Source organism: Salipaludibacillus daqingensis, assembly GCF_029891575.1.
GTDB lineage: Bacteria > Bacillota > Bacilli > Bacillales > Salisediminibacteriaceae > Salipaludibacillus > Salipaludibacillus daqingensis.
The window spans coordinates 419354-442456 of sequence record NZ_JARZHF010000001.1 but is presented as its reverse complement, the minus strand read 5'-3'; the positions used below and the strand labels follow the sequence as shown (position 1 = coordinate 442456).

The following is a 23103-nucleotide window of genomic DNA, read 5'->3' as shown; positions in this document are numbered from 1 at the left end:
TGAAGGCTTTTTTCTTACTTATTTTTAATTTTCCATTTGTTGAATTCTAAAAATTCTTTGAATTCTTCTTTTGATACACCAGAGTCCATTGCTTCTTTTACGAGTGATTGCCATTCGTTATCAAGATTTGATTCATAACTGTTTTCCGGTTGATCTTTTAATAATTGATTCATGTTTACTTGTAACACTTCTGCAATTTTTTCTAAAAATTGAATAGAAGGGTTTGTTTGAATATTTCTTTCTAATGCACTTAAGTAAGACTTTGCAACTCCTGCCTTTTCTGCTAGTTCTGTCAATGACATACCAGCATCTTTCCGATATTTTTTAACACGCTCTCCAACCATGGATAAAGCCCCTCCTCGAAAAAGCTATTAATATATGATTATAATTCGAAATTAATCATTAATCATTGTTCGTTATAAAATATTCTACGTTTAATATATCACATTTTTGTGGGTAGAACTTTCGTTTCTGTATTTTTTTCTAAATTTATACCAAAAAAACGACACCTTTAATATAAAGGTGTCGTTCTAATGTTAAAGATCATTGAATTTAAGGAGTTTCTGATGGTGTTTCATTTTTTGGACGAGGAATATTTCTTAAAACTAAATTCATCATTACGATTGCAATCACCCAGTAAATTGCAAGCGAAAAAGGAATATCTATCCTGAACATATCAATCACAGCAAACAAGACGGTAGGTAGGGTTACTGTATAAGCTGATAACACCCAGCCTTGTCGGTATGAGAGATGATCGACTGCATTTCGTTTCAACAACAATGTGATAACAGATAGCATAAAGATTCCAAGAAATTTCATTGCAGTTGTAAATAAATACATCAATAAAATGATGATTGATATAAGGAGAGGTAATAAGTCGCCAATCGATTGAACAAAATCAGTTAACTGGTCTTTAGAAATATTAATCCCAAATTCTTGATAACCAAAAGTTTGTGGAAAACCGTCTGTAATAATCGCTGCTTCCCGTTCGAGAAGTGCAAAAGCTGTATCATACTGTTCAGCATCTTCTAATCGAAACTCCCCAGTGGGATCAAATATAACGGTTGTGTCACCATCTTCAAATACCATAGGTTCATCCACATCTGACTGCAAGACACCATTTTCAATGGTGAAGTCAGGGAAGGATTCAATCATATGGCTTTCTACATCTTTAAAAAGATTGTTAATATTGCTTCCTAAAATAACTGCCATTGGAATGGAAACAATTAGCATGAGAAAAAATACATACAAAATTGTTCTCCCTATTTTTTGAAAACGGAATTTTGCAATTGTCTCAGGTGAATGTAAACTTTTAATAAATTGTTGGATGATATTCATTTTTTCACTCCTAGCTATTCTAAAATGATAATGTCTCTTATGATACTATTACATTTTTAATTGTAAATGACCAGTAAAAGTGGAACAAGTATGCATTTTAAATCTATTAATATCGTAAATGTGAAAGAGTACTGAAAAACTTAATATAATCTTTACAATTCATTAACAAACAATTAACAAAAAGAGCGTAGGATGGTGAGCGTTGGAAGAAAAAACGAGAAAATTGACGAATGCTGGGGGATGAGGTTTTGGAACTAGAACTAAGAGACCTGTTGTTCATGTTTTTTGGTGGACTAGCCATCTTTTTATTTGGTATTAAATACATGGGCGACGGTCTACAAAAAGTAGCAGGGGATAAATTAAGAGATATATTAGATAAATTTACTAGTAATCCAATTATGGGTGTTATAGCAGGTGTTGTTGTAACAGTTTTATTGCAAACAAGTACAGGGACTACTGTGTTAGCTATCGGACTTGTAAATGCCGGTTTTATGACATTACGCCAGTCCATCGGTGTCATCATGGGAGCGAATATTGGAACGACAATTACTGCATTTATTATAGGATTGAAAATCTCTGATTATGCGTTACCCATTATTGCAATTGGAACATTTCTGATCTTTTTCCTTAAAAATAAAAAAGCGAATAATATAGGTCAAGTATTTTTTGGTTTTGGTGCTCTGTTTTATGGACTTAACCTCATGGGAGATGGTCTTCATCCATTACGAGAACTGGAGTCATTTGCCGAGTTAACCGTCAGTATGAGTTCAAACCCACTATTAGGTGTTCTTATTGGAACGATCTTTACTGTCAGTGTGCAAAGTTCATCTGCCGCCATAGGACTTTTACAACAATTGTTCTCACAAGGTGCGATGGATTTAGATGCAGCCTTGCCAGTGTTGTTTGGTGATAATATCGGAACGACAATTACTGCAGTGTTAGCAGCTTTAGGTGCATCGATTGCAGCGAAAAGAGCAGCATTAACTCATGTTATTTTTAATCTTGTTGGAACAATTTTAGTACTTATCGTTATAAGACCATACATCTCTTTAATTGCTTATTTACAAGAGTCTCTTGGATTAAATCCTGAAATGACAATTGCTGTTGCACACGGTATTTTTAACTTTTCTAATGTGCTTATTCAATTACCATTTGTGGCAGTATTAGCTATGATTGTAACGAAGCTCATCCCAGGTAATGAAACAGTTATTGAATATAAAGCACAACATTTAGATCCGGTTTTGATTTCTCAATCCTCTTCGATTGCTTTAGGTCAAGCAAAAAAAGAAACGTTAAGAATGGCTGAATTGTCCAAGCAAGGGCTTGTTGAAGCATCACAATTTGTTGAGACAAAACATAAGCGTCATGCAGAATTAGCTTACCAATTTGAAGATGCTGTGAATAACCTTGATAGAAAGATTACAGACTACCTCGTGAAAATTTCAACGAACTCACTAACAGCTGGAGATTCTAGGCTACATTCAATGCTGATGGATACTGTAAGAGATATTGAGAGAGTTGGAGACCATATGGAAAATATTATTGAGTTAACGGAATATCAAGTAACGAATAAAGTGAAGATGTCCGAATTGGCTATGCAAGATTTAAGAGAAATGTTTGAATTAACAATTGATACATTAACTCAAGCGGAAAAAGCACTAGAAGAAGACGATATTTTAGCCGCAAGGTCCGTTATTCTTAAAGAAGAGCAGATAGATAAAATGGAAAGAAAGCTTCGTAAAAAACATATCATGAGACTAAATGAAGGTAGTTGTGAAGCTTCTGCTGGAATAGTATTTGTTGATATGATTAGTAACTTAGAACGTATAGGTGACCATTCTGTAAATATTGCAGAGGCAGTTCTCGAAGACGAGTAATTAAATTGATGCACTAGTGAAAGTTTTCTACTCTAGTGCATCATAACTTTTTTAAAAAAGTAAAAAATGTATTGACTTCAATTAATTTATCATGGTAAGATGTTACTTGTCTTTGATTAACAGAGCTGATTAATGGCGGTGTAGCTCAGCTGGCTAGAGCGTACGGTTCATACCCGTGAGGTCGGGGGTTCGATCCCCTCCGCCGCTACCATGATTTACTTCTAAAGTAAGGACCCTTAGCTCAGTTGGTTAGAGCAGACGGCTCATAACCGTCCGGTCGTAGGTTCGAGTCCTACAGGGTCCACCATTATATAGGTTAACTAGGAGGAATACCCAAGTCTGGCTGAAGGGATTGGTCTTGAAAACCAACAGGGGTGTCAAAGCCCGCGGGGGTTCGAATCCCTCTTCCTCCTCCATTAAAATACGAACAACTCACTAGCTTTATTGTTAGTGAGTTTTTTTATTGTTTGGATATTATAGATGTTTGAGTTGTGGATATGTTTAAGTTTTGAGTATCGTGATCATAAAGGAAGTGGCTCAAATGAGTAACAATGATGGTGTGATAAAAATTCTATTAGATCATACTAGTGGATTTTTGGAAATTGCATGATTGTCGTTTCCCTGAAGTGTCGAGATGAAATTTATGAAACTTTATATAACAATCGAGTTGGAGGGATTGATCCAAGGGAGGAGGACTGAATCGGTCTAAATGTCCATATTGGAGCGATTCATCAAGGCAGGGGAAATGAATCGGTCTAACCGGAAGATTTATTTACGTAATGTATGTCCCAGGTTACTCCTTTTTGTTTGTGATCTATTTATAAGCAGTTTGATTGTTTATCTTTATTTAATGTAGGATACTTATATTATTGATCTGTTGTCGTAAATGGCAAAAAAATTACCGGTTTTATTATTAAATCTCGCAAATGTTAAAGGATAGGAGTGAAAATAAATGGAAATTGAAATTACTAACAGTGCGCTTCAAAAAATTAAGGAATCCGCAATAAATCCAAATGAAAATGTTTTACTTTTACAATATGAGACAGACGATTGTGGATGTGTTGTAAATGGTGTAAGCAAGCTGGTGGAAATCTATGAAGAAAACTTAACGGATGAAGAAATTGTATTAACAACGAAACCAGCCCCATATCGTGTCGCGATACAAAAGAGAGTAGAATGGGTGTATGACAATGATTTAAAGGTTGATTATTCTGATTCTGCTAATATGCTTCAATTAAAAAGTCCTAATCAAATGTTGAATCCTAGGATGTCCTTTAACGCCATTAAAAAATAAACTTATGCTATTGATAAAGCTGATTAGCTCTAGTCTTTCATAGGGTTATTAGTAATTAATGTTAAGATTTCTTTTAAAATCAAGGTTTATCGATTGAAAGCAAAGGGAATATTTGATAATGTGAAAAGTATAAAGGATAACCCTTTCCTTATGTTGGAAAAGGTAGTGTCCTTGTGGGATGATTTTTTCTCTTTATTTGAGAAACATCAATTCCTACATACAATTAATCAAGGAGGAGATATGAATGTCATTTTCTTTACCCGAACTACCATACGCACACGACGCATTAGCACCACACATTGATGAAGAGACAATGAAAATTCATCATGGTAAGCACCATAACACGTATATAACGAAGCTGAACGGTGCTCTTGAAGGTCATAGTGATCTTGAGGGGAAGAGTTTAGAAGAATTATTAACGAACCTAGATGGTTTACCTGAGAGCGTTCGAGGTCCTGTTCGCAATAATGGTGGAGGTCACTTTAACCACACATTATTTTGGGAAATCATGTCTCCAAATGGCGGAGGAGCTCCTACAGGAGAACTAGCTGACGCTATTGATAAAACTTTTGGTAGCTTTGATAAATTTAAAGAAGAATTTAAAAATGCAGCATTAACTCGTTTTGGGTCCGGTTGGGCTTGGCTTGCCGTAAATAATGGAAAGCTTGAAGTAACAAGTACTCCAAATCAAGATACACCAATTATGGAAGGTAAAACAGGAATTTTAGGTGTAGACGTATGGGAACATGCTTATTACTTAAAATACCAAAATAAGCGTCCTGATTACGTAGATGCATTTTTTAATGTAATTAACTGGGATGAAGTTGCTAAACGTTACGAAGCAGCAAAATAATCTTTATATAATGTCACAAGGCCTTTGGCTTTGTGGCATTTTTTGTTTTAGTGTGGAAGGTGATTTCTCTGTCAGTCCCTCCTAGGAGTTTAGAATGACAAAGCCCATCATTTTTTGGTTATCTCCGTGATTTTTCTACCAATGAATATAATCAAGGAATATCCTTTTACTCTCGTGACAAACTAATTTGTGTGAGTGTAAAAGGAGCGTGGACAAATGAAAAAATGGACAAGGTATATTGTTGGTGATTTAGAATTAAACAAAGATATTGAATTATTACTTACCATCGGAGGATTATATGCGTTAAGCATCGCCTTATCAAATACATTTGTGAATATCTATTTATGGAAGCAATCGGAGGAGTTTATAAAGCTGGCAATATTTAATTTATCTATTGTGACTATGCATCCATTAACGTTTATTCTTGCGGGGAGATGGGCAAAAAAAATAGACCGTATTATAGTTCTAAGACTAGGAGTTATTTTTCTTTCATGTTTTTATTTATCTGTTCTTTGGCTTGGGGAATCTGCTGAGAATTATGTTGTACTACTAGGATTTTTATTAGGAATTGGTTATGGATTTTATTGGTTATCTTTTAACGTTTTAACGTTTGAAATCACAGAACCAGAAACAAGAGATTTTTTCAATGGTTTTCTAGGTTTATTAACATCGTTTGCTGGAATGATAGGTCCTATTTTTGCGGGGACGGTCATTACATACATGAATAACCTAAAGGGATATAGCGTCATTTTTGCAGTATCTTTAGGGTTATTTATTGTTGCAGTGATTTTAACTTTTTTTATGAAACGACGATCTGCTGAAGGGGCATATCATCTAAAAGAAGTATTTAAGGTGAGGAAGGAGTATCCTCCTTGGAAACAAATATTAAGGGCGAATTATTTCCAAGGTTTGAGGGAAGGGAGTTTCATCTTCGTCATCGTAGTATGGATTTTTATTACTACAGGAAGTGAATTAGCAATCGGGACGTACGGTTTGGTTGTCTCTGCTACTTCTTTTGTTGTGTATTTTATCGTTGGAAGGTTTTTACCTAAAAAACATCGAAAAAAAGCAATTCTCTTAGGGGGATTTATCCTTTATGCGGCTGTATTCATTGTAGTGTTTGATCTTAGCTTTGTTAAGTTGATGACATATGGCGTGGTAACAGCGATAGCATATCCATTATTACTCGTCCCATACTTATCGCTTACCTATGATGTCATTGGAAGTGGGTGGAAAGCGAGGGAAATGAGAATAGAGTACATTGTTATAAGAGAACTCTATCTAAATGCAGGAAGAATCTCTTCCATACTTTTTCTGCTTTTATGTCTTTTTCAATTCGGAGAAGAGAAGGGCGTTCCAATTGCATTAACTGTGCTTGGAATCGGACACCTGTGTATTTATGGTTGGATTAAGAAGATCCATCTTCCTTCTACACTTGATAAAGAAACATTTACAGCTTTGAAAAAAAGGTAATTTTGAGACATTAGACTCCTTTTGATAATCGTTTAATATATGGTATAATAAAGCTAAATAAATTGATTGCCTGCGGTGTTGGTGAACTTCGAGTTTAATTCGAACCGAACACCAATTCACACGGGAGCCTTACATTAAAACACCAACAACATGCCTATTTTATTAGGAAGTTGAAAGTGTTTTTGCTGGCACCCACCTGCCTAAGGCGGGTTCGTGAAATCTGGAAGATAACCGCACATGCGGGCGCTAGTCTTTAGACACCTTATTGACGAAGGTGTCTAAATCTATGTAATAGATAATTCTAAGTTGAAAGCTACAATAGAAAGGATCCTTGCCATGAGTGAAAAAAAACAAAAACCTCATCTTTCAGTAAGATTGAATATACTCTTTTTTCTCGTATTTTTATTATTTTCGGCATTGATCCTTCGTTTAGGTGTCGTTCAAATTGTTCAAGGTGAAAGTTTTCAAGAGGAGCTTGAGAGAACCGTTAATATAAGTCAGCCGGTGGAAGCGCCGAGAGGACTGATTTATGACCGATTTGGAAATACACTCGTTGATAACGAACTATTATTTACCGTAACTTATACGAATCGTAATACACCATCAGCTGAAATGTTAGAAACAGCAAATAAACTCAATCAGTTCATTTCATTTGATATTGAAGATATTGGGAATCGTTTTGAGCGAGAACGTAAAGAGTTTTGGACATTACTATATCCAGACGAGTTTGAGGAAAAGCTTACATTAGAAGAAGCTCTTGAACTAGGCTTGTCGGACAGTGAAGCACATATTGAACGTTTAAATAAAATTACAGATGAAGAATTAGAACAATTGACGGATGAAGAACTAGAAGTATTTTTAATCTGGAGGGAATTTACTTCAGGTTACAATAATTTACCACATAAAGTAAGTCGTGGTATTGAGTATGAAGAAGCGGCTTTGATTATGGAAAATATGGATAATTTACCAGGTGTAGATATTATTAGAGATTCTACAAGAAAGTATATGTATGATGATACTCTTCGCTCAGTTTTTGGCAGGGTCGGTTCTATTCCTAGACATAGTCTAGATAGTTTCTTATCGCAAGGATATGAGAGAAATGAAGAAGTTGGACGAAGCTATTTGGAGTCTCAGTATGAATCTGTACTGAGAGGACGAAAAGGAGAGATTGAGAACTTTATGGATCCTGGAGGAAGTTTCCTTCGTAACCCAGAAGAGAAAATGGGGAGTAGAGGGAATGACCTTGTTTTAACGTTAGATATGGAACTACAACAGAAGGTTCAAGAAGTCATTAATGAAGAAGTTAATAGCAGTTCAGCTAGATTTATCGAAGAAGAGAATGCTTACGTTGTAATGATGGATCCAAATAATGGAGAAGTTCTTGCCATGTCAGGTTATACTGGAAATGAAAATAGCAGTGATTTAGATACTTTTCAACTTTCTTATGAAGTGGGGTCATCCATGAAAGGGGCGACCGTGTTGGCTGGTTTCGACACAGGTGTAATGCCTCCTGGAACAGGTATTTACGATCGACCACTTGACTTACCAGGATCCCAACCAATTCGATCTGTTTCTCCACTTGGGTATGTAGATGATATTTCAGCATTAGAACGATCGTCTAATATTTACATGGTTAACGTAGCGATGAGACTCATTGGTTATTCTCCAGAAGTTTCCGGTCGAAATTGGCCTAGTCTTAACCCTGGTTTTGATACACTTCGATCTTATTATAATCAAATGGGCTTAGGAGTAAATACAGGGATCGACCTACCTGGTGAGTTTAAAGGTATTGTTGATGCAAATCCTACAGGACCAGGGTCCCAAGGTTCATTTTTGTTCTTATCCTTTGGCCAGTTTGACACTTACACACCCATGCAGTTAGCACAATACGTATCTACGATTGCTAATGATGGATATCGATTCGCACCTAGAGTAGTGAAAGAAATTCGTGAGCCTCAATCAGATAAAGATGAACTAGGTCCTCTATCGCAACAGATAGAACCGAAGATTTTGAATTACCTTGATGTAGATGAAAATTATCTTAATAGAATCCAGCAAGGGTTCCATAGAGTTATTCACGGTGAAAGAGGAACGGCAAGTAGTTACTTCCAAGGAAGAGACTACGATCCTGCTGGTAAAACTGGAACGGCACAGGTTACTGTAAATGGAGAAGAGGCAAATAATCAAACGTTTGCAGGGTATGCTCCGTATGAAAATCCAGAAGTAGCTATTTCCGTAGTTGTACCGGGTACAGCTAATATTGATAGTGCAGGTGTGGCGAACAGAATAGCTGAGGGTTCTTTAGATGCTTATTTTGATTTAAAAGAAGGTCGAAATGGGCCTGAAAGACCAGAAGGCGGATCAGATATTGATGAAGTAGATGAAGATATTACGGAATAAGGTAGGTTGTTATTGATACAATGAATATTAAACGAGGGAGTGTTTGAGAGGGGAAACCTTTCATGCACTCTTTTTAATTTTGGATTTATGGTGTTTTTTAACGAACTTTAGCCATAAGTTTCTTTCCTCAACAACTCGGTAGCGGCACGAAAAAGAATTGGAATTATTAAAAAGCAAAGAGACACGCCAAACACTTTCAAAGGAAAAACCCTCCTTTTAAATGTTAGTGTATGTCTCTCCTCTTTGCTACTATGTTATTCGATTGATTAATGAGCGAGAATCATCGGGTATTTAACCTAAGTTTTCAAGAAGTAATCAACGTAATAATATCTTCTAAAGACATTTCACTATGTAACGTGTATTGTCCAATTTGAATCCGATCTTCTAATCCTCTTTCAGAAAGCTTCTGTTCGAATAAATCTGTATTGTCAATAACTTTTAATTCCAATAATTTACTTGAAATATCTTTAGAAGTCATCCCTTGTTCAATGGACAAGATACTTTGGTAAATGGTTTCATTATTTAGAGCTTCTTCTGAAGAATTAGAGCTTTCCTGATTTGATGTTTCTTGCTCGTTTTTCAACTGGTTTAATTTATTGGATAACTCTTTATTTTCATCTCTTAGTTGTTCATATAGTTCTGTTTGGTTATTATTTTCTTCTTCTGAAAGCACCGTATAACCTTTATTTTCAAGCGAGGATACATCCACATTGTTTGCTGTCTCTTGTGAGTTTGTTTCAATGATTTCAGGCTGGAAGTAGTATAACCCTGCCAACAAGGACCCAGCTAAAAATAGGCTAGCAGATGCCCCTTGAAACTTTTCTTTAGTACCCATAAAATACTTCTCCTCCCTTTTAATAATTATTGAGCTAATAATTCTTCGATTTTGTCTACGGAATTCTCAGTCATCATTGCTATATCTTCGACAGAATGTCCTTCTTCATGCATGGAAAGAACATCATCTCGACATAAAGAACGCTTAGAATTCTCATTAGAATCAGAATAGAGGTTAGTATCAGTAATCATGTATTCTTCTTCAAGAACCTTGACTTTCTTTTTTAAATAATATATTTCTTTCATTAATTGTATTGATGTTGTTTCAAGCTGTTTTTCCATTTCTTTCGTTTCGTTTTTTTGAAAAAATGATAATAATAGCAAAATAGCCGAAAAACTAAATAAACTAATAATCACCCATTCCATTTTTGTACCTCCTAACTATGTTTTACGTCTATCTAATAATATCAGAATTAATAGGAAGATTGGAAAAGAGAACCTAAAAAAGATAAAGATTTTGTCTAATTTTACGAAATGAAGCTTAGATAGAGGGAATTGAAAATAAATTATTAAAAAAGAAGAGGGAATACTTCCTTATTTTAATGATAACAAGAGATAACAATGTCTGTTCAATATATGACAAAAAAATACAAAAATACCACCTTGTTGAATTGGACAAACATCGGTACGATAGGTTTACAAGCAAGAAACAAGGGGGAGAAACCAATCATGATGCCAATAAAACATAGTGCAGAAGAATTTATGAAAGAGTATTCTATTGAAATGAATAATGTATTGTATCCAATTTTGAGTCCAGATAAAGGGAAATACTATAAGGAAGTAAATATTGAGGATTTGGATATTAAGTGGTTAAGATTACCTTCCGAAAACGAGCTTGCGTCTCTACAAAAGTTATTTATAGAAAATAAGGGATCAAAAACGATTGAATTAAAAGTTCACATTCATTACAATATTCTAGCAAATCATCCGATTCCTTTTGTTTATTACTCCCCAAGTAGTGAGGCAATGATGTTATGTCGTAAAACGGAATATTGTCTCATTGGAGGGACGACACCTAAAAGTGGACCTTTTCAGTACCAAACAAATGAAAAGGATATGTTATTAAGCACTGGTGTTCATTCTGATCGTTCGGTCTTTCCACCTATATCACAAGAGAGCAAAGGATGTGGATTAAGTTACAATGTAAAAGTTGAAGCGAACAAGAGCGTATTTTTATATGATTGGGAGATTAATCATGCTAATTTATACGAGCTAGAAACGACACATGATTATTTTAAAGATCTTTTTACGGAAAAATCATATAACTGATATGGATACTTTTGAAAAGAAATGACAATTATCATATTCTTGTACTTGAATGTCTTCTCAAACTCTGCTATTATTTTTAAAGTATGAGTAAGTATTGAGTTTGGAGGGGAAAAACATGCGTGTTCAAGTTACATTAGCTTGCACTGAGACAGGCGATCGTAATTACATTACGACAAAAAATAAACGTACGAACCCAGATCGTATGGAGCTTAAGAAATTCAGCCCACGTCTAGGCCGTCACACGTTACACCGTGAGACAAAGTAATAAGAGTAAGAGCGACTTATAAACCTTGGTATAACAGGGGTTTAGGTCGCTCTTTTATTTTTGATATCATCAAATGACCACAATTTGCCTACATTAAGATTTTTATCTCGTTTTTTCCTCTTAAAAAAACTATCTAAATTCATGCTGTGCAGAGTACGCCCACTTTGATTGACAAAACAGCTGTTTTTTTATTGAGAACCAAGTTTAATTTTTAAAACAGGTAGTTCTTCAGTGGCCTATCTCATCGCAGGGTCGTTTTTCTAAGCGTCGTTAATCCTTTTTTTAGGTGGATTATTTACTTTGTGATTAATCAAAATCGCTGGTATAACTACAAGCGCTCCAATAATAAAAATAGCTGCACTTTGAAAATACTGGCCGGATATAATCACGGCTATGCCCAATAAAACAATAAAAAAATGTATGAGTTTATACATGCTCATGTTTAATTCTCCTTTTATTTAACGTATCTAAGGACCTTGTAATGATTGTGGGGATAGTGTCTCCGGAAAAAAATTTAGATTTTCCAAATTAAAATAAAACCAATTAGAAGTATGATACCAAGTACCGGAATTAACTTTTCACCGATAGCAATTTCTTTTTGAATTTGTTCTTTTTATGCTTATTCATTTGAAGCTTTATTTTTTACAGGGATGGTTGGTCTTTCTACTTTTTAAACAAATCAAATGTTCTAAATGAAGTTTTCTTATAGACTTTATTATAAGCAGACTTTATTGTGTTTTTAACTAACCCAATCCCTTTCTTTCCGTAACCTGGCGAAACAGCTTTTTTTGCAGACCTCTTAAGTTTTCCAGTTGTTCGAGACTTTACAGATGTTTGATACTTGGTTTCCTCATACCAAATTTATATTTTAATCCTCCTAAATAGTATTTGCTGGCTGTAAGATCGATTGGAAGAAAATAAATTAAGTAAAAAGAAACCCCCTGGGAGGGGGTTAGTATTACAATTCAATTTCTATATCAATCGGTTCGCCAACTTCTTCCCAATCGAGATCAGTTGGAGCCCCCCATGTAATACGGATACTTTCAACATCTTCAGCATTTGAGTTTTCTAACATGAAAAAGAAACTACCATTGTGAGAAGTTCCAGACATAAGGTCTCCATCAATATGATCGGATAACCACATATCACTTTCTAATTGTTCTCCTGTACTTGTAGAAATTCTCGCTTGACCTGCATAAAAAGTGATATCTTCATCAGCAGTATTTTCGACGTTTAGATCAATCTGAATATAATCAAGTTCGTCTTGCTCAGTCATTTCTTTTAACATGCCAGCAGTTTCACCAGATGCAGTGTTAATTTGTTCTATATTTATAACAATCGGTCCTGATTCAATAGTATCAATGTCGTCTTGACGCGCGTGAAGTGTAAAAGTACCACCTTCTGTCTCGACAGTGTCTCCAACTTCTGTTTCCCATGCCCCTTCAGACATTTCATCAGCAGTTTCTTCCACGTCGTTTTCATTGTCTTCATTCATTACATTGTTTACTTCGTTTTCTTCGTTAGCCTCTTCATTGTTTTGCTCATTTTCAACTACTTCTTCTGTGTTATTCTGATTAGTGTCATCATTGTTCTCTGTCTCTGTGTTTGCATTCTCATCACCGCATGCTGCCAATACGAGTAAAGTTGATAAAGAGAGTGCTGTAATAATTTTTTTCATAATTGATTTCCCCTTTTTCTCTTCATTTTATATAACAATTAACATTTGTTAATTATCACCAATTAAATTGTATATACTTCTTTTCTATCCAAAATTCGACAGGGAAAAGCCAAAAAATGAGAAGTTACTTCTCCTTATCTTGTTTTTTAAGTAGTTCCTCTATTAATTATAATGTTCTTTCTGCATCTAAGTTTTCAATCTTTAGCCGCTATTTGAGTATCTGGAGCATCAAGTATTTCTTTTGTTTTTTGCTTTTAGTCATGGCCTCAAATATATAATCTAATGAAACTTATAAGTCAGCTAAGTTAGTTAATTAACAGTGGCAAGATCTCTCTATAGTCTATTTCATTGTTGGACAAAACAGAAAAGGTGATATCTACTTTTTCAACTACATATTTTTGTGACGATACTCTTTTTTTCTCGTTTTTATCAATCTAATAATAAAGTCATTGGAATAAACATACCTTAGTCTAATTAACATAATCATACAACAATTAAAGGAGAAGAAACAAGCGAACAATTTGAATAGTGCATATTTGAATTTGCTGTTGATCTTGCTTACAAGAGCAAAATCTTTTGGAGTGTAAATTCTTCAGTTAGGATATAGTTCCTCTTCCAATTTCTCGTAAGCCATTGCTAGTTTTCGTTCTTCTCCCTTAGGCTCTTAAATGAGCTTTTAAAGAGATTTTTATAGTACTGAATCTTGGAAACGTTTAGCTCTATAAGAGAAGCAAAAACTTGGATAGGAGGCTGTGGAACTCGGTCAAAAAGTAAAATATTCTAAATCTCTAAAACGTTGCAAAGATAATCAGGTCATTGTTACAAGCTGTCTTTTGGACTATTTATGCTCTCATAGTTAGACATTTAAGGGATGTATACCCAGAGAAAGAATTCAAATCATAGTTTATGAGCATCCTTTGGGGGTGATTTCTCTTTTATTAAAAAAATATTTTTTTTATAAAAATTAAGCATAAAGGGATCGTTGAAGCTTGTAACGGACTTTTAATAGGATGACTAGGGAAACGCTGTTTGTTTGCGTAAAGTAGGGACATACTTTTCAACGTTTATATATGAGAAGATCAAGTGGACCATTTACATGCTAGGTGTTGATGAGGAATTTTGGTTTATGAGTTATCCATTAAAAATAGTTTATAATAGAACTAAGACAGCGTTTCATTTCTATGGTATTGACGATCCATTTAAGCTTAATTCTGCTAAGATAGCCAAGGGTTATGTAATGGATTTATTGGTTTGAGTAATTAGCAGAATTAGCAGACGTGAGGGACATTGACACGGTAAAAGATACATTCGTTCGTCAGGACCTAAGAGAGAAAGAGGTCAAAGTCTATTACAGCTACAATCCACCTAGAAACTCTTATTCATGGTTAAATGAGTGGGGAGACGCTAAGAATAGTGACGATGATTATTCTTTACATCACAGAATGATAACAAAGCTTTCTATAGTAGCCATCTTGAGACTTTTCTCGCAGCATGATGGATAAAAATAGTGTTACTTATTTACGAGGAAGAGAGTGGAAGCTTTGCCCCCTAAACTCCTCGGAAATGGAATCCTATTTCCTTCGTTCGGTGTGATTTCGAAGATGTTACTCAAAGTCCTGCGGAAGAAGGGATTTGGCAAGATCCCGCAAAGCATCAGCCTGAGGAGGCTTGAGGATTCCTCAGGGGCAAAAAAGAGACAGTGAATACAATTGAAGGGAAGCATGAGCAGATGTCTGACTTGTGCCATGGGATAAAATGAAGGGTAAGAAGCAGGAACTCTCTACTGTCAGGGTAGCAATGAGATTTCTGCTTCAATTACTTATTCTGTTTTATACTATAATAATGGTAAAATAGACATTGGCATAAAAGAGGAGGTGATCTGGTGGATAAACGGGAACTCCGATTGAAAATGAAGAAGACGCTTAAAGGAATCGATCACGTAAAAAAACAGCAAGATGAAAACCGAATTTATAGAAATTTATTTTCTCATGATAATTGGAAAACAAGTGATATCATTGGTGTAACTATCTCGGTTGGATTTGAGATTGATACAACACCAATTATTGAGCAAGCATGGAAAGAAGCGAAAACGGTTGTTGTTCCTAAATGTCAATCACGAGACAAAACGATGACATTTTATACATTAGAAGATTTCAATCAATTAGAAAATAGTTTTTATGGCTTAAAGGAACCTAACACTGACGTAACTGAAGCAATTTCTCCTTCCTTTATTCAATGGTTAATTGTACCAGGACTAATATTTGATCGGCGAGGTTATCGAATTGGCCATGGTGGTGGATACTATGACCGTTTTTTAGCAAAACATGTTCTCTCAACGGTTTCGATATGTATGCCAGAGCAACTAGTTGAAAGTATTCCGAATGACAAGTTTGACTTACCAGTAGACTTTCTAATTACTCCAGATGATGTTTTATTTACAAAATAGGAAAGAATAAAGGGGAATAGGATGTTGAATTATGGATCTTAACCAACAATTCATTTGGTTATTAGGAGTAACGATATTAGCATTTTTATCGTATAGAAAAAAAGCTTTAACAGGATCTGGGGCTATCGCCAGTTTTGTTGTCGGAGCGTTAATCACATTTGCTTTTTCTTTGCACGGACTCCTGTTATTAGCCGCTTTTTTTCTATCATCAACAGTTCTTGGAAGACTTTTGCAAAGGAAAGACGAAAACGAAGAATCGTTTGAAGAGAAAGGAGAAAAGAGAGATGCTAAACAAGTTTTGGCAAATGGCGGTTGGGCGGCGTTCGCATCGCTATTTTTTCTCTTCGTAAATCATCCGTTATGGTACATAGCTTTTGTTGCTTCACTCGCCGCAGTTAATAGTGATACGTGGGCTTCGTCTATAGGGAAACGAAGTAAAACACCACCTAAGATGATAATTACTGGCGAAGTAGTTTCCATTGGACAGTCTGGGGGAACAACACTATTAGGCAATCTAGGTGCAATAGCAGGAAGTATGTTTATTGTCTTGACAGCGATGTCTTTTCAATTCTTATCGCCAGTTGACGGGATCCCATGGTGGACTTGGTTAATCATTGTTGCTATAGGATTTGTATCTCAATGGATCGATGCTTTGGCAGGCGCATTGTTTCAAGCTTTAAACTATTGCGGTGTATGTGATGCATACACAGAAAAGAAGAACCATTGTCACCAACGAACGAAAACGATCAAAGGAAAACAATGGATTGATAATGATGTGGTAAACCATTTATGCTCCTTTTCAGCTTTTTTAATGGGAGCAATAGTGGGAATTTTTCTTTACTTCTAGAAAGGAAGATGAAAAATGAAGGAATCATTGGGGCGTTATTCGAGACAGATGCTTTTTCAACCAATTGGTGAAGAAGGTCAAAAAAAATTACTTCTTTCCAAGGTGTTAATTGTTGGTATGGGTGCATTAGGTACCGTTGTTGCTAATCACCTTGCAAGAGCAGGCGTAGGTAACCTTGTTTTTTGTGATCGAGACTATGTTGAAATGAGTAATTTACAAAGGCAAACGTTGTTTGATGAGGACGATGTAGAACAGTTTCTTCCTAAAGCAGTTGCTGCTGAAAAAAAACTTCGGAAATTAAATAGTGATATCAAAATTGAAGGTCATGTGACAGACATTGCATCTCATAATATCGAAGAATTTATGGAAGGTGTGGATGTGATTGTTGATGGAACGGACAACTTCCAAACAAGATACTTAATTAATGATGTAGCTTATAAATATGGGGTACCATTTATTTACGGAGGTGCAGTAAGTTCAAGAGGAATGGGGGCGACATTTATTCCTGGTAAGACTTCGTGCCTGCGCTGTCTCTTTCCAACCCACGATTCATCAGGACAGACTTGTGATACGATTGGTGTTCTATCACCTGTTGTAGATATAGTTGCAAGTCTAGAAGCACTTACATGCCTTAAACTGTTAACAGGGAACGAAGAAGAAGTGGCAAATGAATTAATGACGTTTGACGTATGGAAGAATCACCATTTCTCAATGAAACTAGGTTCAGCAAATGACCAATGTCCTACTTGCCAATTAAAGGAATTTCCTAATTTGACCCAATCTGATCAAGATCAAGTGACAACGTTATGTGGTAGAGATACGGTCCAAGTGGTGAATGCTTCCCCTTTTGATTTAAAAGAGTGGGAAGAAAAGTTTGATTCATTAGCGAAAAAAACGAAACGTACACCTTTTTTACTTCGAGTTCATCTTTATGAAGGAGAAACCTTTGTGCTTTTTCCAGATGGACGAACATTAATTCAAGGAACGGAAGATGTTTCAAGAGCTAAATCATTGTTTTCAAAATACATTGGTATGTAAATACTATGATAATGTAACAAAATAGTCACTTCGTAATCGTTTTCAAGCCTTTGCTTTTTTTTAGAATCATGTAAAATGTAGTTATATTGCAAGTTAATACTGGAAAAACCAAATATAGAACAAGATACAGAAAGGTGGAAAAAGTATGTATGGAAGTAAAACATCACGAGTAGTAGTAATCGGAACGGGGTTCGTTGGATCGAGTTATGCATTTTCACTTATTAATCAAAACATCACGGATGAGATGGTGTTAATTGATCTTAATAAATCAAAAACAGAAGGAGATGCAATGGATTTAAATCATGGTATCCCTTTTGGCGCTCCTACTAAAATATGGGCAGGCGAATATTCTGACTGTAAAGATGCAGATATCGTTGTTATCACTGCTGGAGCTAATCAAAAACCAGGAGAGACAAGATTAGATTTAATCGAAAAAAACGTAAATATTTTCAAAGGTATTGTAGGTTCTGTTATGGAAAGTGGATTTAATGGGATTTTCATTGTCGCAACGAATCCAGTAGATGTATTGGCATATGCAACGTGGAAGTTCTCAGGTTTACCAATGGAGCGAGTAATTGGATCTGGTACTATATTAGACACAGCTCGTTTCCGCTTCCTTTTAGGTGAGTATTTTGAAATTGATGTTCGTAATATCCATGGGTATATTATGGGCGAACATGGTGACACCGAACTGCCAGTTTGGAGTCAGACTCGAATAGGGTCTGAGCCGATTAAACGTTACATGTCCAAGTATAAGCCTGATGGGAAGCAAGAAGATTTAGATGAAATTTTTATTAATGTACGTGATGCTGCTTACAATATTATTGAACGCAAAGGGGCAACTCATTATGCGATTGCGATGGGCTTAGCTCGATTAACGAAAGCGATTCTTCGAAATGAACAATCGATTTTAACCGTATCGACATTAATGAAAGGTGAGTACGGTTTGGATGACCTTTATATTGGTGTACCGGCTATTGTAAGTCAACATGGTATTGAAAGAACCGTTGAAATTGATTTATCTGATGTGGAGATGGAAAAACTTCATCACTCAGCAAATATATTAAAAGATGCTATGAAGCCAATTTTTGATTTGAATTAATAAAACAAACATGTTCCACGAGCTGCACTTATAGAGTGCAGCTTTTTTGTTTTTAAATAAGGATAAAAAAGTCTTACTTGTTTCATTCTAAGAGATATAAAGTCGATGTCATTATCGCAGCAATTTGTAAAGTTAAGCAGAACTTGCAAATTTAAGCTATTGAGGAGTGATCAAGTCGTGAAATGGATCTTGTCAGTGTTAGTTTTCATGGTCATATCGTTAATAATGAAAAATCGTTACCGAGTATTAAACGCTCTTTTAAGAAAGAGATGGTTAAGAACGTTAGCCATTTCTTTTGTCATGAACATCCCATCAGTTAGAGAAAAAATGATGTATCAAACGTTTCGTTAGATCCCAGGTTACTGGGGTCTTTTGTTTGGTCTAAATTTGATAAGGGAAAATAGTATTTTATATAGGTTAAACATTGATATAATATAGTTTGAGGTGATGGTATGTCTACATGGAAAGCAATTATGTTTGATTTAGATAATACATTATTTAGTCACGAAAATGCTTTTAAAAAAGCAATTAGTGAATGTTTTCATATATATCAACAACATTACGTGCCTAAAGAAAATCAAAAAAACGAACGGCAGTTCTTTCCTATATTTAAACATTATAGTGATTATTATTGGGGGAAGTTTGAATCAGGTGAGTCAACTGGAGACGAATATCGAAGGGATCGATTTAATGAGACGATGAAAGAGTTGGAATTACCTTTCAGTAATGAGATTGCAGATATGTTTCATAAACAATATTATCAAATTGTCGATGAGTATAGTGTTCCTTTCGAAGGCGTCCATGAATTTTTGCAAACTATCAACGATTTTCAATTAAAAACAGCGGTTGTTACAAATGGAACAAAGGACACTCAATATAAAAAAATTGAAAAAATTGGTGTGAACAAGTGGATCCAACCTGATCAAATCTATGTATCAGAAGAAGTGGGGTTTGCGAAACCAAACAAAGAAATTTTTCGTTTAGTGGAGAAAGAACAAAAGTTATCAAGTAAGGATATTCTTTTTATTGGAGACTCTTGGAAACATGATGTAGTAGGAGCATTAAATGCCGGATGGGAAGCCATTTTTCTAAACACTCGCCAAGAGAAGAGAACTTCTGAACATAAACCGTTAAAAGAATATGATAATTTTATGGAAATGAAAAATAGTCTTACTGATATGCTGAGAGAGGGGAGGTCGTCATGAATGCTTTTACCGAGTCTATTCGCTTCTGGGAAACATTACATCATTTAATACACCGAGAAGGAATGCGGCTTATCCATTTAAATGAACAAGACGAAGTGGCATGGATTGAAGATGATCGTCGAGAGCCATATCAAATTATTCGTCTCGCACATAAAAACTATGATTGGAGTATCCAACTGAAAAAAGACATGGATCGAACACTAGAAAAAGCGAAACAAGTTCGAAAAAGTCTTGGATTAAGACAAGCAAACGTAATCAATGTTATCTTAGCAGCCTATTTACCTGTGGATGATTATGAACGATTTACGTCTCAAGCTTTACCATTAACGGCTGGAGGGAAAAATCAATATCGAACGATTCTTATCCCAATGGATGATTTGAAAAATCGATTTTTTCCACTAGCTACAGAGTGGAAGTTAGCGAATATGCCAACTTATTCGGCAGAATCTTATATTGAGGAAAATGAACAAGAAGAAATCCTTCTACAAACCTTGAAGCACACGGTGAAAACGTCGATGAAGAAACGAGAAGAAAAAGAGAGAGGAATTTTTCTTTACGGAAAGCCTTTGTTCACATTCGTTCTATTAGGAATCATATTAACTATTTTTGCATCTATTGAGGCAGTTGGTTCAACAACAAGTACCCTTACGTTAGTGGAATTTGGTGCGAAATTTGATCCATATATTTTAGACGGTGAATGGTGGAGATTTTTTAGTGCAATGTTTTTGCATATTGGTTTTTTGCACTTATTTATGAATTCACTGGCTTTGTTTTATTTAGGAGGGGCAGTAGAGAGAATTTTTGGCACGAGTCGTTTTATTCTTATTTATTTCATCGCTGGTTTTATTGGTTCCGTGTCCAGTTTTGTATTCAATGATAATGTTTCAGCTGGAGCAAGTGGTGCGATTTTTGGTTGCTTTGGGGCATTATTGTACTTTGGATTAATTCATAAGCGCTTGTTTTTTCGTACGATGGGGATGAATGTAATCGTCATTCTCGCGATTAATTTGGCGTTTGGTTTTATCGTACCAATGGTTGATAATGGTGCACATATAGGTGGATTAGTTGGTGGGTTTGCAGCCTCAGCAATCGTTGGCTTACCACATCAGAAGGGTGTATTAAAGAAAGTCATTGCTATGGGTCTTTCCATTATATTAACAATCACTTTGCTTCTGGTAGGTTATCAGCAAGATTTGGATAAAGAACAAATCAGCGTCATTTATTATCAACTAGCTCGCGAATCGATGGAAGAAGATAATCCAGAATTAGCGGAAGATTATTTACTGAATGTAGTAGAAGTGACAGATCTTATTAGTAATGATTTGTCTGCTAATGCTCATTTCCTTCTTTCCTATATTCAAATTAATAATAATGAATACGAGCTAGCCGAAGAAAATTTATTAACAACCATTGATAAAGACCCGTCTTTTCATCAAGCATATTACAACTTAGCTTTAGTTTATTATGAAAAACAGCAATATGAAGAGGCATTAGAAAAAGTCGAAAGTGCGCTTGACATTCAGGCAGATAATGACGACTATCAAAGTCTTCGTGATGAGCTATTAGAATTAGTTGAGTAATTAATTTAACTTGTGTTACTTAATTAATTGAAACAGCTGTTGTCTTGTACCATCTTTTGTTTCATACAGAAGTAAAAGATGTGTGCCATCTTTATGGAGCAAAATGTTAGGAAGGCTATTTCCTTTTGGAGAATAAGTTTCATCAGTAAATGTATTAATACCAAGCAAGTAATAACGATAATAACCTTCCCACAGTTGACCAATAATAGAAAAAGTCTCTTTTTGTGTTAACCCTGGTAAGGGGTAATTAACAAAGTCAGGTAAGTCTAGTAGTGTGTAATAATGATATTCATCAATATTAATTTGAAACTCTTCTAACAGTCCGTCCAGCTGATAAGTGAGTTGTTGATCCATAATCGAATTTAATAGCTTTTTGCTTTTAACTTCCTCATCTGTAGCAGGTTCTTTAAACGAGTGTAATGGAGTTAATGGTGAATCCACAACAAATAGTTGATCTTGGCTCCACGTATGTTTACTTCTTAACTTATCTTTTGAATAGTGGACCTCAGCATGGTGGAAGGTAATCACATCATATCTTCCACTATCTTCTCCCTCAATTGTTCCTACTTCTTCGATAAATAATTGATCTTTTAATGACTGTTTACGAGCCCCAATAAATGTACCATTCTCAAACAATAGCGACATATCACTTCTTAAAAAAGCAGGTTCGTTTGTTTCAGAAGAAAAAGCCCATTCTAGAACGTATTCATCACTATCTTTTTTACTTAATAACTCTAACGAGGTATTCGCTTCTCTAAAGTAGACTTGCTCATCTTCAGGGAAAAAAATGAATGCTTCATCCATTTTGTTCCAAGGAAATATGGAAGTTATCGACAAAATGATTGCAATGAGTAAAGAAATACTTGCGATTTTAAAAAAATGACTGTTGATCATCTTAAGCATAAAAAATCTCCCCTTTTTTAGACAAGCCAACCTAGTTGTTTCTTATGATCTAAAAGTGAGAAATATGCTTTTTGACCAAAAAAAATGTGACAGGTTAGCTTGCGCACCTATCACATCTTGTTCTTGTTAGAGCTTTTTACTACAAAAAAAGTTTCCGAAAATAGCCATTTGAATTAATTATCCATATCGTCTTCGTATAAATCATCTTTAATGAACATCTGGGATTCTAAATTGACGGCACGTTCATCAGCTAATACGAGCCCAATTGGGGTATCTTGGCCATCATTGACAATCGTAAATGCAAGAGAAAGTTTATTTGCAGCTTGAATGTAATTACTATATGCCTTATAGTTTAGAGCGCCATTAATATATAAATGAGCATGATTTTTCTCTTTCATTATTTTTTCCATTTCAGGATACATGCCTCGATGTCTTACCTGAGAATTAGTTAAACAAAGGTAAACTCTTTCTGCCAACGTACTTAAAAATAGCTTTCGCTCTTCAGGGCGAATTTCAGGTGACCCATACATGCCTTGTTTCAAAATTTCTTCTAATTTATTATTTCCCATCATTTTCCCTCTTTCTAAACTATAAATAAAAATAGCTATGTATATTATAAATAGTATATCAAGTGAAAGCCTTTTCTAACAAACGAATTGTTTGTCCTTAAAGTGACTTTTTAAGCATAGCATGAAAAGAAG

22 protein-coding genes, 3 tRNA genes, 1 other RNA gene and 1 pseudogene are annotated in these 23103 nt (G+C 35.1%); 19 read left to right on the top strand and 8 right to left on the bottom strand.

Going from position 1 to position 23103, the window contains the following annotated elements; translation table 11 throughout:
• Nucleotides 1-14: 14 nt before the first annotated feature.
• A complete protein-coding gene (locus tag QDN89_RS02310; RefSeq protein ID WP_280768459.1) occupies nt 15-344 on the bottom strand; it encodes a helix-turn-helix domain-containing protein in 330 nt (109 codons plus the stop codon).
• Nucleotides 345-552: 208 nt separating this feature from the next.
• Nucleotides 553-1338, bottom strand: a complete 786-nt coding sequence (locus QDN89_RS02305) for a DUF1189 domain-containing protein (protein ID WP_280768458.1) — start codon at nt 1336-1338, stop codon at nt 553-555.
• A gap of 230 nt (nt 1339-1568) precedes the next feature.
• Between QDN89_RS02305 and QDN89_RS02300 the strand changes: the two genes are divergently transcribed.
• From QDN89_RS02300 to QDN89_RS02260, 9 genes are all read left to right on the top strand, one after another.
• Nucleotides 1569-3215 carry a Na/Pi cotransporter family protein gene (locus QDN89_RS02300; protein ID WP_280768457.1) on the top strand — a complete coding sequence of 549 codons (1647 nt, stop codon included), beginning with the start codon at nt 1569-1571 and terminating at the stop codon, nt 3213-3215.
• Nucleotides 3216-3349: 134 nt separating this feature from the next.
• A tRNA-Met gene (locus QDN89_RS02295) sits at nt 3350-3426 on the top strand.
• 19 nt (nt 3427-3445) lie between these two features.
• Nucleotides 3446-3522, top strand: a tRNA-Ile gene (locus tag QDN89_RS02290).
• A gap of 16 nt (nt 3523-3538) precedes the next feature.
• Nucleotides 3539-3631 (top strand) — tRNA-Ser (locus tag QDN89_RS02285).
• A 536-nt stretch (nt 3632-4167) separates the two neighbouring features.
• Complete coding sequence (locus QDN89_RS02280) at nt 4168-4509, top strand: iron-sulfur cluster biosynthesis family protein (RefSeq protein WP_280768456.1); 342 nt, start codon at nt 4168-4170, stop codon at nt 4507-4509.
• Nucleotides 4510-4753: 244 nt separating this feature from the next.
• Nucleotides 4754-5362, top strand: a complete 609-nt coding sequence (locus QDN89_RS02275) for a superoxide dismutase (RefSeq protein WP_280768455.1) — start codon at nt 4754-4756, stop codon at nt 5360-5362.
• Nucleotides 5363-5578: 216 nt separating this feature from the next.
• Complete coding sequence (locus QDN89_RS02270; protein ID WP_280768454.1) at nt 5579-6835, top strand: MFS transporter; 1257 nt, start codon at nt 5579-5581, stop codon at nt 6833-6835.
• Nucleotides 6836-6899: 64 nt separating this feature from the next.
• Nucleotides 6900-7085, top strand: a non-coding RNA gene (gene ssrS / locus QDN89_RS02265) — 6S RNA.
• 86 nt (nt 7086-7171) lie between these two features.
• Nucleotides 7172-9235 (top strand): peptidoglycan D,D-transpeptidase FtsI family protein, encoded by a 2064-nt coding sequence (locus tag QDN89_RS02260; protein ID WP_280768453.1) that lies wholly within the window; start codon nt 7172-7174, stop codon nt 9233-9235.
• Between the two features lie 304 nt (nt 9236-9539).
• On the opposite strand, the gene QDN89_RS02255 is transcribed toward QDN89_RS02260, so the two are convergent.
• Nucleotides 9540-10070 carry a hypothetical protein gene (locus QDN89_RS02255; RefSeq protein ID WP_280768452.1) on the bottom strand — a complete coding sequence of 177 codons (531 nt, stop codon included), beginning with the start codon at nt 10068-10070 and terminating at the stop codon, nt 9540-9542.
• A gap of 26 nt (nt 10071-10096) precedes the next feature.
• Complete coding sequence (locus tag QDN89_RS02250) at nt 10097-10435, bottom strand: hypothetical protein (RefSeq protein ID WP_280768451.1); 339 nt, start codon at nt 10433-10435, stop codon at nt 10097-10099.
• Between the two features lie 195 nt (nt 10436-10630).
• On the opposite strand from QDN89_RS02250, the gene QDN89_RS02245 reads away from it, so the two are divergent.
• Together QDN89_RS02245 and rpmG are read left to right on the top strand one after the other, a co-directional pair.
• Nucleotides 10631-11338, top strand: a complete 708-nt coding sequence (locus QDN89_RS02245; RefSeq protein ID WP_280768450.1) for a hypothetical protein — start codon at nt 10631-10633, stop codon at nt 11336-11338.
• A 115-nt stretch (nt 11339-11453) separates the two neighbouring features.
• On the top strand, nt 11454-11603 hold the full coding sequence (gene rpmG / locus QDN89_RS02240) for a 50S ribosomal protein L33 (protein WP_026696706.1): 150 nt from the start codon (nt 11454-11456) through the stop codon (nt 11601-11603).
• A 260-nt stretch (nt 11604-11863) separates the two neighbouring features.
• Here rpmG and QDN89_RS02235 read toward each other — a convergent pair whose 3' ends face one another.
• Together QDN89_RS02235 and QDN89_RS02230 are read right to left on the bottom strand one after the other, a co-directional pair.
• Nucleotides 11864-12043, bottom strand: coding sequence for a hypothetical protein (locus QDN89_RS02235; RefSeq protein ID WP_280768449.1), 180 nt, complete (start codon nt 12041-12043; stop codon nt 11864-11866).
• Between the two features lie 518 nt (nt 12044-12561).
• Nucleotides 12562-13281, bottom strand: a complete 720-nt coding sequence (locus QDN89_RS02230; protein WP_280768448.1) for a hypothetical protein — start codon at nt 13279-13281, stop codon at nt 12562-12564.
• Nucleotides 13282-14299: 1018 nt separating this feature from the next.
• On the opposite strand from QDN89_RS02230, the pseudogene QDN89_RS02225 reads away from it, so the two are divergent.
• The 8 genes and pseudogenes from QDN89_RS02225 to QDN89_RS02190 all read left to right on the top strand — a co-directional run.
• Nucleotides 14300-14720: pseudogene (locus tag QDN89_RS02225) on the top strand (phage terminase large subunit); the annotation flags it as partial.
• Nucleotides 14721-15163: 443 nt separating this feature from the next.
• On the top strand, nt 15164-15727 hold the full coding sequence (locus QDN89_RS02220; RefSeq protein WP_280768447.1) for a 5-formyltetrahydrofolate cyclo-ligase: 564 nt from the start codon (nt 15164-15166) through the stop codon (nt 15725-15727).
• A gap of 31 nt (nt 15728-15758) precedes the next feature.
• Complete coding sequence (locus tag QDN89_RS02215; RefSeq protein ID WP_280768446.1) at nt 15759-16574, top strand: DUF92 domain-containing protein; 816 nt, start codon at nt 15759-15761, stop codon at nt 16572-16574.
• A gap of 15 nt (nt 16575-16589) precedes the next feature.
• On the top strand, nt 16590-17612 hold the full coding sequence (locus tag QDN89_RS02210; protein ID WP_280768445.1) for a ThiF family adenylyltransferase: 1023 nt from the start codon (nt 16590-16592) through the stop codon (nt 17610-17612).
• A 145-nt stretch (nt 17613-17757) separates the two neighbouring features.
• Complete coding sequence (locus tag QDN89_RS02205; RefSeq protein WP_280768444.1) at nt 17758-18714, top strand: L-lactate dehydrogenase; 957 nt, start codon at nt 17758-17760, stop codon at nt 18712-18714.
• Between the two features lie 177 nt (nt 18715-18891).
• Nucleotides 18892-19065 (top strand): hypothetical protein, encoded by a 174-nt coding sequence (locus QDN89_RS02200; RefSeq protein ID WP_280768443.1) that lies wholly within the window; start codon nt 18892-18894, stop codon nt 19063-19065.
• Between the two features lie 101 nt (nt 19066-19166).
• A complete protein-coding gene (locus tag QDN89_RS02195) occupies nt 19167-19919 on the top strand; it encodes an HAD family hydrolase (protein ID WP_280768442.1) in 753 nt (250 codons plus the stop codon).
• Nucleotides 19916-21499, top strand: a complete 1584-nt coding sequence (locus tag QDN89_RS02190; protein WP_280768441.1) for a rhomboid family protein — start codon at nt 19916-19918, stop codon at nt 21497-21499. The genes QDN89_RS02195 and QDN89_RS02190 overlap by 4 nt, the downstream gene beginning before the upstream one ends.
• A gap of 15 nt (nt 21500-21514) precedes the next feature.
• On the opposite strand, the gene QDN89_RS02185 is transcribed toward QDN89_RS02190, so the two are convergent.
• Nucleotides 21515-22402 carry a hypothetical protein gene (locus tag QDN89_RS02185; RefSeq protein ID WP_280768440.1) on the bottom strand — a complete coding sequence of 296 codons (888 nt, stop codon included), beginning with the start codon at nt 22400-22402 and terminating at the stop codon, nt 21515-21517.
• A gap of 173 nt (nt 22403-22575) precedes the next feature.
• Nucleotides 22576-22971 (bottom strand): YueI family protein, encoded by a 396-nt coding sequence (locus QDN89_RS02180; protein WP_280768439.1) that lies wholly within the window; start codon nt 22969-22971, stop codon nt 22576-22578.
• Nucleotides 22972-23103 lie beyond the last annotated feature (132 nt).